The following is a 12,087-nucleotide window of genomic DNA, read 5'->3' as shown; positions in this document are numbered from 1 at the left end:
ATGATGGCAACTTGGACCCGCGCAAAATACCTCCGCCAGCGCCCATCAACAACTGCTAACAAAGAGCTGCTTGCAGCCGCGCCCAATATTCAGTAGTGGGTATTTTTTGGACTACAACACAATAGGAAAGTACCTACAACCAAAACTAGGCAGTCAGCAGCACTTACAACCCCGGCGGGTTCTTGCCTCAAATGCTGGACAGGTACTCAAGACAGACACACAAGCGTGTCTGGAACACGTCCAAATCCCTGCTGTGTGCTGCAACTCCATCGGTCTGCACTTGCTTGATCAACTGTGTAGCGGTGATTTCAAGGTCGCAACTCCCCAAAAACACCAGGCTGCCAACCAAGCGATGGAGGCGCTCCGCAGCCAGTGACGCATTCAGTGTCGCGCAGGCATGACGCAAGACACGGTGGTCCTCCCATGCTTCGGTCAACAGGCTTTCGAGCAGCGAGTCAACAATCAGGTCGCTGCCAAACGTCGCAACCAGCGTGGCACGTGTTGGCCAAACGGCGCACGGCAATGTGTCCTGCCGGTCGGGTTGGCCAGCATCACCGCCTGGCAACCAGCGCACCAACAGGGCATGCAGTTGTTCCAGGGTCAGCGGTTTGAGCAGCCAGGCATCCATTCCGGCGTCAAGACATCGCTGAGGGCTGTCGTTCTGCAGGTTGGCGGTCAAGGCAATGATCGGTACCCGTTTCAAACCGTGGTCGCGCTCATGCTGGCGAATGGCACGGACCATACTGTAGCCATCCATGAACGGCATCTGGCAATCGCTGATCACCAAGTCAAAGGGCCGGCTGGTGAACGCGACCAGGCCCATGAACCCGTCGGCGACCAGCTCGTGCCCCAGCCCCAGCTTCTGTAACAGCCATCCCAACAACAGGCGGTAGGCGGAGTGATCCTCTACGACCAGGATATTCAACTGTTGCCAATGACGCGGTACGGCAACAGGCGGCTTGAGTGTCTGGCTCGCTCCTGCGGTTGAACCTGAAAGCGAACCCATCAGTACCTCTTCGTGACTATTGATCCGGCGGCAATCCGCAGCACTGGTGCAATAGCCAAAAAGGCCTATTCGGCAGCAACGATCGCCACATCCATTTGAATGTTATCGACCTGAAACAAATAACCTTTTGAGCAATTAAAAGCCGATACAACAACTACGAAAAAATCCACTGGCTCATGGCCGCCGCGCATCAGGCCAATGTCGTATTAGTTGTATTTCCAACGTGCCACCCCCTGGCTAAATTGGGCCCACCCCAAAAGAGGGACGGTTTGCCACTCGGCAGCCGCGAAAAAATCGAGAGCGCCACTCGGCAAACCGCCCGTCCATGTCGGGTCGGACGCTGCCCTGCACGCGCCTCCATCTGCCAGCCTGCAATGGAAAAAATTGAAATGAAGATCCGTATATCTCTGCTGAGCAGCGCCCTGCTGCTGGCAATGACTTCGTCTGCGTTCGCTGCCAGCAGCGTGGACCTGACCGTCAAAGGGGTGATCACCCCCAGCGCCTGCACCCCCAACCTGCCAGGCGACATTGATTACGGAAAAATCGCAGCAAAGGATCTGAGCCCCGACAGCCATACCTGGCTTGAGCATCGGACACTGAAACTGAGCGTGAACTGCGATGCGGCGACGCTGTTCGCCATCCGCACCGTCGACAATCGGGCCGGCTCGTCAACCATCGGCACCTTTGGCCTGGGCTTGACCGACGAAAACGAAAAGCTCGGTGGGTTTGAGCTGTCGCTGCTCAGTCATACCTCTGAGACGCCCTCCACAGCATTGATCCAGTACCCCTGGAGCCCGACATGGACTGTGCTTTACCCGGATGACGGGGTCACCCCCAACACATTGGTAGGTTTTGGCGGTCGCAGTGATAGCGGTTGGGCCCCGCAACCACTTCAGGACGTGGTCATGGACATCTCCGTACGTGGCGCCATTGCACCTACCAATACCCTGACACTGGACAGCGAGGTGGCAATGGACGGTTCCGCGACCTTCGAAGTCAACTATCTGTAAGGGGGCTTCTTCGATGAAGCTCTGCCTAGCCCTACTCGGCAGCGTCCTGTCGCTGGCGGCGAGCGCCCGCCTATTGGCCGCCAGCGCTGTGGATAAGCGTCCAGGCCCGGGCACTGCAGAACGCTTGTATCTGTAACTCCCTCTAGAAGATTCAAACCACCCCCAGGAGATCCATTCGACCATGAAGGTACTCACGTTCAGCCTGACAGGCGTGTTGCTGCTCTGCCCGCCAGCATTCGCCAACAGCAACACCGAGTTGCTGGTCCAAGGCGTCATCACCCCCAGCGCCTGCGCCCCGGTGGTCTCCGGCGGTGGCATTGTCGACTTCGGCAAGGTGTCGGTCAAAGACCTCAATACCCACACCTATACCGATTTGCCCAGGGAAACCATGCTCTTGAGCGTGCGTTGCGACGGGCCGACTTTTTTTACCCTCAACACCATCGATAACCGCCCGGGTACGGCTGCCAGCCACTTCAGCTGGCACGGCCTGGGCACCACGGCCAACGATGAAAAAGTCGGCGACGCCGGGCTTGGCCTCTATAACCCGGTGGCCGACAACGTATCGGTGCGCACCATCACTTCAAGGGATGGCGGCACGACCTGGATGCCCTCCGTGATGCTCAGTCACACCTTGCTGACGGCGGTCGCCAACAACGACGACGTGACCCCCATTGCGATCCAGGAACTGGACGCCGAGATACGCCTGATTACTCACATTGCACCCGCCAACGACCTGACGCTTACCGACGAAGTCCCCATCGACGGTCACGCCACTGTGCAAGTCAATTACCTCTAAGGAGCCCGCACCATGAAAACCCGCTTGACCACCCTGGCCGCCAGCCTGTTGCTGCTCAACTCGGCCGCCACCTTCGCCGCGTCCACCGTTGACCTGACCGTCAAAGGCCTGATCGTGCCCAGTGCCTGTACACCGAGCCTGTCCGGTGGTGGCGTGATCGACCACGGCAAGATTTCCGCCAAGGACCTGAACCCGGACAAAAATACGGTCATCGGCAACAACACACTGAGCATGGCGGTCAATTGCGACGCGCCGATCCAGTTTGCTCTGCACTCGATCGATAACCGCGCAGCGTCCGGCAGCTCGATACGTTACGGTCTTGGATTTATCAATGAGACCCAGGTGCTTGGCGGGTACATCCTGACGTTCGCCAATCCGGTTGCCGAAGGTGGCGTCGTGGTGCAGCCGATTGCGTCGGGCGACCAAGGTAATACCTGGTACAGGGAAAAGTTCTGGGACCCAGGCCTGTACATGTCAGTCGCCGCGATGGATGACGACACCCAGCCACTGGCGGTCAAGGACCTGAGCCTCGACCTGGAAGTGCAAACCATCATTAATCGCGCCGATGGCCTGGACCTGAGCAATGAGGTCACCATCGACGGTTCCGCCACCCTTGAAGTGAAGTACCTTTAACCCATGGCGGCCCATCCCTTGAACATTGACAGGCATGGGCTGCGCCTGCCGATGCCTGTGTTGGCTGCACCCGCCCGTCTCTGTGCCGCCGTACTGTGCCTGCTCATCGCGTTCCAGGCACACGCGGGCTCGTTCGTCGACCTCACGGTAACCGGCCGGGTCACACCGGACGCCTGTCATATCGAGCTGACGGACGAGGGCATTGTCGATCACGGCAAGATCCCGTCCCACAGCCTCAACGTCGACGAGTTCACCGTGCTGCCCAGCCAGATGCTTGATCTGCACGTGCTGTGCGCCCGGCCCATGCTGTTTGCACTGGTGGGCATCGACAATCGTGCCGAGTCGTCACTGGCGCCCGACTACTTCTATGGGCTGGGAAGAAACATACACGCCCCTGAGGAGCGTCTCGGTTCCGTAGCGTTGTCCTATCGCGACGCCCTGGGCGACTCACAGCCGCTGCAGGTACTGGCCTCCATCAACAGCGGCGAGACCTGGTCACAAGACCCCAATGCCTATCCACGCTCCTACATGGCCTTCGCGCCGCCCGGTGACCGTCAGCCCGAGTTCATCAGCCAGTTGCTGGTCAGGCTGCAGGTGGACACGGCCATCAACTTTTCGCAGTACCTCACACTGGACCAGGAAGTCCCTCTGGACGGCTCCATCGTCCTGGATTTGCGCTACCTCTGACCCAACTATCGCCTAATGGAAAACCGTCATGACCATGACACGCTCAAACACCGCCGTCGGCGCCCTGGCCCTGCTACTGGTGCTGGGTAATCCAGTAAAAGCCGATGGCATGGTACCCGACACCTCCGTGGTGATCGTGCACGAAGCCGAGGGCGAAGCCGCCGTGTCGGTGACCAACACCGACAGCCAGCTCGCGCTGCTGCATGTGACCTTGCTGGATATTCCAGAAGACACCGAGCCGCTGCTGGTGGTGACACCGCCGTTGTCACGGGTTGAGGCGTCCAAATCCCAGCTGGTGCGGTTCATCCTGCAGAACCAGCAGCCGCTGCTCACTCAGCGACTCAAACGCGCCGTGTTCGAAGGCATGCCGCAAGGTCGCGCCGCCACTGCCGCCGGGCATGCCCGCGTGGGCGTGACTGTGCGCCAGAACCTGCCGGTAATCGTGCACCCCAAGGGCCTGGCGCCGAACCGCACACCGTGGACCGACCTGACATGGACCCTGCGCGACGGCCAGTTGCAGGTGCGCAATGACACGCCCTATGTGGTGCGCCTGGCGCAGGAGCTGCTGCTGTTGCCAGGTAACGGCAAAGCCATGCTGCCGCGCACCTACGTGCTGCCGGGCGAAGCCATCAGCGTACCGGCCAGCGGTGGCCAGGCCAGCACAGTCAGGCTGCAGCCGGCCACGGTGTATGGCTTTGCGGTCAAGGCCTACGACGCACCGATCACCCTCTGACGGAAAACCACAGGCGTCGCACCATCGACCGACGCCTGGATAACGAAGTGACGGCATATCGACCGTCACCAGAACGCCGGGCGCACACGGCCTGAGTGTTCACTACAAGAGTACCTTGCGTGATAACAGTATTGAGTTACCGTGACGGCGAAGCCGTGCCCGCCATCCTTGCCCGACCGCCGTTGCCGTTGGCGCTGCTGCTGTGCGCAGTGCTGTCGACCAAGGCCTGGGCCGATGATTCGAGCCCGGCCGGCTTCGACACCCAGACCTTGCATCAACGTGGCATTGACCCACAGCTGGCCAGCCTGTTGCTGGCCGCACCGCGCTTCGCCGCCGGGCGACATACCGTCCACCTGCGGGTCAACGGCGAGCGACGCGGCCGGCATGATGTCAGTTTTGATCAGCAGGGCAACCTGTGCTTTGACCGGGCCTTGCTGGACGCCGCCAACCTGCAGTTGCCCAGTGAAACCGAAGGTTGCCAGGACTTCCTTGGGCAATATCCGCAAAGCCTGGTGGAGCCGGATCCGGCGACACTGACGGTATCCCTGGTGGTGCCCACCGAAGCGCTGCGCCCGGTGCGGCAGGATATTTCCGGCTACGAAACCGGCGGATTTGCCGGGCTACTCAATTACGACCTCAGCGGCTTCTACAACCGCTTCGGCGATGACGCCAGCCGGTTCGGCTCGGCCAATACCGAGGTGGGTTTCAATGCCGGCGACTGGATCGTGCGCAGTCGCCAGGTGCAGACCTGGCAGGATGGCCTGTCACGCAGCACCCACTTGGAAGCCTATGCTCAACGCACCTTCGCCAGCCATCAGGCAGTGCTTCAGGCCGGGCAGATCAATCTGTATAACCCGGTGCTGTCCGGCGCACAGATCACCGGGGTGCAAGTGCTCACCGAACACGCCCTTCAGGAGCAGGGCCAGGGTGCGCTGATCCAAGGTATCGCCAACAGTCCCGCACAGGTCGAAGTGCGGCAGAACGGTGCGTTGATTCACTCCACCGTGGTGCCTGCCGGCCCCTTTGCCCTGACCGATGTGCGCCGGTTGAACACGCGCTCGGATGTGGAGGTCACGGTCAAGGAAAGTGTCGGCGGTGAGCGACGCTTCACTGTGCCGGCGGCCATGCTGGGTCTCGGGTTGCCAGCGCCGGGTTACTCCGTGGCGGCGGGCCGGGTACGTAATGTCGGCGACGCCAAAGGGGATGATCCATGGGTGGTCAGTGCCGGCTGGACAGGCGCCCTGCATCCTCAAGTGACCCTGGGCAGCGGCGTGCTGGCGGCCAGCGAATACCGCTCGGTGGGCGCCAGCCTGGGCTGGATGCCCTGGCTGGACAGTCAGGTCCAACTGTCCACGCAAGTGTCCAACACCCAGGCGCGTGAAAAAGTCTCCGGTGTGCAAACCGATCTTTCCTGGTCCCAGCGCCTCAACGAACAGTGGTCATTCAGCGCCGCCAATTCCTGGCGCAGCCCCGGCTACCGCGAACTCGAAGAGAGCACCTACGAGCGCGACGACCGCAATCGCGCTTCACGCTACCGCGACCAGCAAAGCCTCAACCTGGGGTGGTCGCACCCAATACTGGGTGCATTCAGCGCCGGGGTTTCGCGCTCATCCAACTTCGCCGGCGACAGCAGCAGCCGCGCATTGGCATCCTGGGGCACCAGTATTGGCGCGGTGTCTTTGTCAGCCAGCGCCGAATGGCAAATGGGCGGCAGCCAGCAACAAGATAACGCGGTTTACCTCAACATCAGTGTGCCGCTGGGCGAGAGTCGCCGACTGCGCAGTTGGGTACGCAACTCCGGCGGCGAAAACCGCACCGGCATGGGCGTGACCGAACAGATCGACGACCAGCTCAGCTACCGGGTCAGCGCCGAACATGACAGCAGCGATCATCAGGTGGAAACCACCGTCGGCGTCTCGGCGTTGCCACGCTACAGCCAGCTCGACTTCAGCTACAGCCGCTCCGATGCCGAGCGCTCCAGTTATCAAGGGGGGGCCCGCGGCGCAGTGGTGATGCACGGTGGCGGCGTGACCCTTTCCCCCTACCCGGTGCGCGACACCTTTGCCCTGGTGTCCGTCGGCGACATGAGCGGCATCAAGCTCAGTACCCCCAGCGGGCCGGTCTGGACCGATTGGCAAGGCCAGGCCGTGGTGCCGCAAGTGGCCGCGTACGGGCGCAGCCCGGTGGAAGTCCAGACCCGCTCGCTGCCGCGCAATGCCGATATCAACAACGGCCTGGCAATGATCTCGGCCGGACGCGGCGCGGTGGACAGGGTCGAGTTCGGCGTCGGTTTGACCCGCCGTGTGTTGCTCACCGTCAGTCACGACGACGGCTCGCCGCTGCCTGCGGGCGCCTCTGTCAGCAGTGCCAGTGGTGAGTTTGTGACCTTGGTGCAGGACGGCAGCCAGGTCTTTCTGCCCAACGTACTGGATCAAACGACGCTGTGGATAACCACACCCCAGGGAGGCCGTTGCCAGTTGCACTACCAACTGGCAGCCAAAGCCGACCCGTCGGTGTACTTCGAATCGGCTCCCGCACGTTGCCGCGTACCTTGAGGATTTCTGTCATGCCCCTTGCAACCTGTATGCGCTCACTCTGTATGTGGCTACTGCTCGGCATCGCCGGCACGGCCCAAGCCTTGGAAGAATGCCAACTGAACGTCAGCGAAGCTCAGGTTGATTTCGGTCTGATGAACCGTCTTGCGCAACACGACGGCGCGCCGGAACGCTTGCTCGGTGAGCGCCGCCTGAGCGTGAACGTCAACTGCCCCCAGGCCGAAGACCTCAGCCTCTTCTATCGGGCGCTGGCTGCCACCCCGCAGCGCCTGCAATTTACCGAACACGGCAGCTATGCCATCGAGGTCGGCAATGCCGTGCTCGACGGTCGCGCCGTTGAATTGGGCTTGCTGACCGCTGCCGGCCAGCCCCCCGTGATGAGTGCAACGGTACTGGAGTGGCGCCCCGGGCACGGCATCGCACCGATTGAACAAGGTGCCGTGCTCATGGGCAAAACCCTTTCGTTGCAACTGACGCTACGCGCCTGGGCCGGTGTGGCGGCAATACAAGCCAGAGACGCAACTACCTGGGAAGTCTCTGGAATGCTGTACGGCGCAAGCCACGGCCGCTACCGGGAACTGACGCTGCGCGCGCACTTTGCGCCCGTTGCTTGCCTGCCGACACTGTCGGACCACGGCGTGGTCGACTATGGCACGTTGTACGCCAAGGACCTCAGCGCCACCAACGAAACACCCCTGCCCACTCGTACGCTGCGCCTGAACGTGAGCTGCGACGCGCCGATCCGCTTTGGCCTGCGCATGAAAGACAACCGCGACGGTTCGGCCACCGGCGGCACTGATGAAACGGCCTATGGACTGGACTTGGACGCCAGCCGTAACAAAATCGGGCGTTTTTATTTGACCATCGACCCGGGGGAATTCAGCGCCGATAGCTTTCCCACCTTGTACCGCACCGACTCCACCAGCAATGGCGTGGCGTGGAGCAGTTCCACCGCCCGGCAGATCCCCATGGCGGCCAACAGCCTGCTGGGTTTTACCGACAAGACAGGTGTCACCACCGGGCCGGTGTCCATGCAGACACTGACCGGCACGATGCGCATCAAGACGTATCTGGCGCCCATGCAAAGCCTGGATCTGCGTGATGTCGTGCGCATCAATGGGTCCGGCACTCTCGAAATTGTCTACTTGTAGGAGTTCGCATCATGAAAAGACACCTTCTTTGCAGCCTGCTTTTATGCGGCAGCGCCCAGGCACTGGCGGCCTCCACGGTTGACCTGAGCGTCCAGGGCCTGATCATTCCCGCCGCCTGCTTGCCACAACTCTCCAGCGGCGGCCTGATCGACTACGGCAAGATTGCCCAACAAGATCTGAACCTGGAGACCGCCACGCGCCTGCCTGTCAAGAGCCTGCACATCGGCATTGCCTGCAACGGCCCCGTGCGCTATGCCTTGCGCATGGCTGACAACCGCGACGGCTCGGCCATGGTCAACAGCGAGATTTACTACGGGTTGGGGTTCGATAACAGCGGTAACCGCCTGGGAGTCTACTCCATGACCTTCGACCCTCGGCAGACGCAGGCCAGCAACACCCCACAGATCTACGGCACTGAATCCACCACCGGTGGCCTGGCGTGGCGAACCTCCAACCTCAACCCCATCGACATCGGCTCCAGGAGCTACCTGGGCTTCACGGACGTCGAGGGCAGCGTCAGCGGGCCCACGGCGATCGGTATCCTGGGAGGCATGGTGACGGTGCAGACCGTGATCAATGCGCGCAAGAATCTGGACTTGAGCGTAGAAACACCGCTCGATGGCTCGGCCACGCTGGAAGTGGTGTATCTCTAGACTTTCTCGCTGGTGACTTGCACATAGCGCGCACGGCCGGCGCCGAGGCCCGCGACGATAGCGCCCAGGCCGATCACGGCGAAGATCCAGCCGATAGCCGTCCAGCCGCCGGTCCAGTCATGTACCAGGCCGACCGCGAAAGGGCCGAGGGAGGCCAGGGTGTAGCCAATGCCTTGGGCCATGCTCGACAGGTTGGCCGCCACATGGGAATCGCGTGAACGCAACACGATCAGGGTCAGCGCCAGGCTGAACGTCCCGCCCTGCCCCAGGCCCAGCACAATCGCCCAACCCCACAGGCCATCCAGCGGCGCGTACAGGCACCCGAACAAGCCGCCGAGCGTCAGCAGCATCACCACCACGATCGCTAGGCGCTGGTCCTTGCCCCGCGTCGCCAGCCACGGCGCGGCCAGGGAGCTGAGCAGTTGCACGATAATCGAGCCCGACAGCGCCAACCCGGCTTCGGTCGCGCTCAGGCCGCGGCCGATCAGGATCGACGGCAACCAGCCGAACACGATGTAGGCCAGTGACGACTGCAGGCCCATGTACAGGGTGACCTGCCAGGCCAGCGGATCGCGCAATAAACCCTTCACACGATAGGCCACACGATGGGCTCCGTGCTTCTGCCCAACCTGGGGCAACCAGACCAGGGCCGCCACCAGGGCCGGCAGGATCCAGAAGCCCAGGCCGATCTTCCAACTGTCGCCAAAGGCGTGGCTCAGTGGCACCGAGGCACCGGCCGCCATGGCGGCGCCCAAGCACAACGCCATGGTGTAGACACCGGTCATGGCGCCGGCCTGGCTGGCGAAATCGCGCTTGACGATACCCGGCAGCAACACGCCGATGATGCCAATGCTGGCACCTGCAACCAGGCTACCGAGGAACAACCCCACCTCACCGAACGAACTGCGCAGGATGATCCCCGCGGCCAGGGTCAGCAGGATGCCGAGCACCACGCGCTCGGCGCCGAAACGCCGGGCCAGCATCGGCGCGGTAGGTGCAAACAGGCCCAGGCACAGCACCGGCAAGGTGGTCAGTAAACCGGCCGTGGCGGCGGACAAGCCCAAACTGCTCGAAACCTCTGCCAGCAACGGCGACAGGCTCGACAAGGCCGGGCGCAGGTTCAAGGCCACCAACACCAGGCCCAGCAACAGCAGCCATGGCCGAACCACGCTCGGCTGCGCCTGCTGCACGCTGTCGTCGTCAGCTTCGGCGTCGATCAACAGTTCTTCGAGTTCGGTCTTGCGTGGGGCTTCAGGGTTCATTGATCAACTGCCGGCAGAGGGATTTGGCGCGGTCCGGGTCTTGTTGTTCCACCGCATCGAGTAGCGCTCCATGCAGGTCGAACACCGCCTGGCGTCGCGGTGAGCGGTTCAGGGTCTGGCGCAGCTGCGCGCCGACAATGGCGGAGAAGTAATGGTACAGCTCGCTCAAGGCCGGGTTGTGCGCCGCATCCACCAAGTGCTGGTGGAAGATCAGGTCGGCACTGATATAGGCCTCCAGGTCACCGTGATAACGCTCGGCGCTGAGGTCGAGCGCCTTGCGCAATGCCGTAAGGTCCGCTTCGGTACGACGCAATGCAGCCAGGCCGATGGCCTCCACCTCCAGAATCTGGCGCGTCTCCTGCGCCTGCTCCAGCGTGCAATGAGACAGCGCCCGCATTGTGCCCAGCGGGTCGGTCATCGAGCGCAGGTAACTACCATCGCCCTGGCGAATGTCGATCAAGCCAGAGAAGACCAATACCCGCATGGCTTCACGCACGGTGTTACGGCTGATACCGAGCTCGGCGGACAGTTCGGGCTCAGTGGGCAGGCGCTCGCCGATGGCCCATACGCCTTGGGAGATGCGCAGGCGCAGTTGCTCCAGGGCCTGGTCGACCAGGGAGCGTTTGATCAGCGGGGCGATGTCTGTCATGGGTTTAGCGCTTTCGTCCAATCATAGGATGAATTTTCCTACAGGCTATTCGGAGTTGCCTACAAAGGCAACGCACTAGGGTTCTTAGGCAGGAAAAGGAGCAGTATTTTCGATTGGTAAAATTACCCTTAGAGGGTAATTATTGGACTCAGGTGTCTTATGGAAAAGTACACACCTCATTACGATTTGGCCCTGATCAAGGCGGATGTCAGGCGGCTTGGAAAACAAGCTTTTACCAAAACAGCACGCAACTGCGGGGAAAAGCTCGATCTGAGCATCACGCAAATGCAGGAGGTTGTTTACAAGCTAACGGGCAAGATGCTGTTTAAATCCATGACAAGTTATGGCGACCATTGCGTCTGGCAAGACGTTTATCACATTCACTCACATGGCCTGGAGATCTACATCAAGGTGACGTACCGCACGGACGGTAAACCTCCGGTGATCTCCTTCAAGGAGAGTAACCTATGAAAACAGAACAGTGCTTCAGCTGCGGCCAGCATGACGGAATGCGACATTTTTCGGGTCGCAGCGAAACATCGGAAGTCAAAGGCTTGCACCGCCGAATCGACAACCTTTCAGGCTGGGAGTGCCAAAGTTGTGGTGAGGTGATCTTTGACCCTGAAGACGCGGACCGCTATTCAGATCACTGTGATGAGATGGTCTACAGCTTCAGACGAATGATCGGTAACGAGATAAAGCGCATTCGTCGCAAATTGCATCTTTCACAAAAGGACACTGTGCAACTGCTTTCCGGCGGCGGACATAACGCACTTTCACGTTACGAACGCGGTGAGCTGCTGGCGCCAAAATCCCTCGTCGTGCTTATGCGCTTGCTTGATCGCCACCCGCATCTGCTCGTTGATGCAAAAACCTTGTGTGAGGGTGCTGATATGCGTAACACCACGCATACAACCCACAAAGAACACGAGATCGCGACGACGCCCTGACT

General features: G+C 61.1%; 14 protein-coding genes. 11 read left to right on the top strand and 3 right to left on the bottom strand.

The genetic code is table 11. The features are described from left to right. Window positions 1-187 precede the first annotated feature (187 nt). Window positions 188-1,006, bottom strand: coding sequence for a response regulator (locus tag GH769_RS01895; RefSeq protein ID WP_032903330.1), 819 nt, complete (start codon window positions 1,004-1,006; stop codon window positions 188-190). A gap of 389 nt (window positions 1,007-1,395) precedes the next feature. On the opposite strand from GH769_RS01895, the gene GH769_RS01890 reads away from it, so the two are divergent. The 9 genes from GH769_RS01890 (at window position 1,396) to GH769_RS01855 (ending at window position 9,224) form a co-directional block, all read left to right on the top strand. Then, the gene (locus GH769_RS01890; RefSeq protein ID WP_019817638.1) at window positions 1,396-2,016 is read left to right on the top strand and encodes a DUF1120 domain-containing protein; all 621 of its coding nucleotides are present in this window, start codon (window positions 1,396-1,398) and stop codon (window positions 2,014-2,016) included. A gap of 13 nt (window positions 2,017-2,029) precedes the next feature. Beyond that, entirely contained in the window at window positions 2,030-2,152 is a 123-nt protein-coding gene (locus GH769_RS28955) for a hypothetical protein (protein WP_256203223.1), read from the top strand. A 45-nt stretch (window positions 2,153-2,197) separates the two neighbouring features. Then, on the top strand, window positions 2,198-2,812 hold the full coding sequence (locus GH769_RS01885; RefSeq protein ID WP_032903332.1) for a DUF1120 domain-containing protein: 615 nt from the start codon (window positions 2,198-2,200) through the stop codon (window positions 2,810-2,812). Window positions 2,813-2,824: 12 nt separating this feature from the next. Next, window positions 2,825-3,445 carry a DUF1120 domain-containing protein gene (locus tag GH769_RS01880; RefSeq protein WP_019817636.1) on the top strand — a complete coding sequence of 207 codons (621 nt, stop codon included), beginning with the start codon at window positions 2,825-2,827 and terminating at the stop codon, window positions 3,443-3,445. A gap of 3 nt (window positions 3,446-3,448) precedes the next feature. After that, window positions 3,449-4,132: a DUF1120 domain-containing protein gene (locus GH769_RS01875; protein WP_032903334.1), complete on the top strand. Its 684-nt coding sequence runs from the start codon at window positions 3,449-3,451 to the stop codon at window positions 4,130-4,132. A 28-nt stretch (window positions 4,133-4,160) separates the two neighbouring features. Next, entirely contained in the window at window positions 4,161-4,865 is a 705-nt protein-coding gene (locus GH769_RS01870; RefSeq protein ID WP_014717030.1) for a fimbria/pilus chaperone family protein, read from the top strand. A 119-nt stretch (window positions 4,866-4,984) separates the two neighbouring features. Beyond that, on the top strand, window positions 4,985-7,420 hold the full coding sequence (locus GH769_RS01865) for a fimbria/pilus outer membrane usher protein (RefSeq protein WP_236466067.1): 2,436 nt from the start codon (window positions 4,985-4,987) through the stop codon (window positions 7,418-7,420). A gap of 11 nt (window positions 7,421-7,431) precedes the next feature. Beyond that, window positions 7,432-8,571 carry a DUF1120 domain-containing protein gene (locus tag GH769_RS01860; protein WP_370694789.1) on the top strand — a complete coding sequence of 380 codons (1,140 nt, stop codon included), beginning with the start codon at window positions 7,432-7,434 and terminating at the stop codon, window positions 8,569-8,571. An 11-nt stretch (window positions 8,572-8,582) separates the two neighbouring features. Then, window positions 8,583-9,224 carry a DUF1120 domain-containing protein gene (locus tag GH769_RS01855; RefSeq protein ID WP_032903336.1) on the top strand — a complete coding sequence of 214 codons (642 nt, stop codon included), beginning with the start codon at window positions 8,583-8,585 and terminating at the stop codon, window positions 9,222-9,224. Here GH769_RS01855 and GH769_RS01850 read toward each other — a convergent pair. Together GH769_RS01850 and GH769_RS01845 are read right to left on the bottom strand one after the other, a co-directional pair. Further along, entirely contained in the window at window positions 9,221-10,486 is a 1,266-nt protein-coding gene (locus GH769_RS01850; RefSeq protein WP_032903337.1) for a CynX/NimT family MFS transporter, read from the bottom strand. The two genes, GH769_RS01855 and GH769_RS01850, sit on opposite strands and share 4 nt — an antisense overlap. Beyond that, complete coding sequence (locus tag GH769_RS01845; protein WP_032903338.1) at window positions 10,476-11,135, bottom strand: FadR/GntR family transcriptional regulator; 660 nt, start codon at window positions 11,133-11,135, stop codon at window positions 10,476-10,478. Before GH769_RS01845 ends, GH769_RS01850 begins: the two co-directional genes overlap by 11 nt. 159 nt (window positions 11,136-11,294) lie before the next feature. Here GH769_RS01845 and GH769_RS01840 point away from each other — a divergent pair, with 159 nt between their 5' ends. Both GH769_RS01840 and GH769_RS01835 read left to right on the top strand, forming a co-directional pair. Further along, entirely contained in the window at window positions 11,295-11,606 is a 312-nt protein-coding gene (locus tag GH769_RS01840) for a type II toxin-antitoxin system MqsR family toxin (protein ID WP_019817631.1), read from the top strand. Further along, entirely contained in the window at window positions 11,603-12,085 is a 483-nt protein-coding gene (locus GH769_RS01835) for a type II toxin-antitoxin system MqsA family antitoxin (protein WP_032903339.1), read from the top strand. The genes GH769_RS01840 and GH769_RS01835 overlap by 4 nt, the downstream gene beginning before the upstream one ends. Window positions 12,086-12,087: the final 2 nt, after the last annotated feature.

It is taken from the genome of Pseudomonas sp. CFSAN084952, assembly GCF_009648855.1.
In the GTDB taxonomy this organism is placed as follows: domain Bacteria; phylum Pseudomonadota; class Gammaproteobacteria; order Pseudomonadales; family Pseudomonadaceae; genus Aquipseudomonas; species Aquipseudomonas paracarnis.
This window is presented reverse-complemented; position numbering and strand designations above follow the sequence as displayed.

Excerpts from the sequence above, each read along its gene's own strand:
- GH769_RS01895 (WP_032903330.1), bottom strand. The coding sequence starts at position 1,006 with ATGGGTTCGCTTTCAGGTTCAACCGCAGGAGCGAGCCAGACACTCAAG.
- GH769_RS01890 (WP_019817638.1), top strand. The coding sequence starts at position 1,396 with ATGAAGATCCGTATATCTCTGCTGAGCAGCGCCCTGCTGCTGGCAATG.
- GH769_RS28955 (WP_256203223.1), top strand. The coding sequence starts at position 2,030 with ATGAAGCTCTGCCTAGCCCTACTCGGCAGCGTCCTGTCGCTGGCGGCG.
- GH769_RS01885 (WP_032903332.1), top strand. The coding sequence starts at position 2,198 with ATGAAGGTACTCACGTTCAGCCTGACAGGCGTGTTGCTGCTCTGCCCG.
- GH769_RS01880 (WP_019817636.1), top strand. The coding sequence starts at position 2,825 with ATGAAAACCCGCTTGACCACCCTGGCCGCCAGCCTGTTGCTGCTCAAC.
- GH769_RS01875 (WP_032903334.1), top strand. The coding sequence starts at position 3,449 with ATGGCGGCCCATCCCTTGAACATTGACAGGCATGGGCTGCGCCTGCCG.
- GH769_RS01870 (WP_014717030.1), top strand. The coding sequence starts at position 4,161 with ATGACCATGACACGCTCAAACACCGCCGTCGGCGCCCTGGCCCTGCTA.
- GH769_RS01860 (WP_370694789.1), top strand. The coding sequence starts at position 7,432 with ATGCCCCTTGCAACCTGTATGCGCTCACTCTGTATGTGGCTACTGCTC.
- GH769_RS01855 (WP_032903336.1), top strand. The coding sequence starts at position 8,583 with ATGAAAAGACACCTTCTTTGCAGCCTGCTTTTATGCGGCAGCGCCCAG.
- GH769_RS01850 (WP_032903337.1), bottom strand. The coding sequence starts at position 10,486 with ATGAACCCTGAAGCCCCACGCAAGACCGAACTCGAAGAACTGTTGATC.
- GH769_RS01845 (WP_032903338.1), bottom strand. The coding sequence starts at position 11,135 with ATGACAGACATCGCCCCGCTGATCAAACGCTCCCTGGTCGACCAGGCC.
- GH769_RS01840 (WP_019817631.1), top strand. The coding sequence starts at position 11,295 with ATGGAAAAGTACACACCTCATTACGATTTGGCCCTGATCAAGGCGGAT.
- GH769_RS01835 (WP_032903339.1), top strand. The coding sequence starts at position 11,603 with ATGAAAACAGAACAGTGCTTCAGCTGCGGCCAGCATGACGGAATGCGA.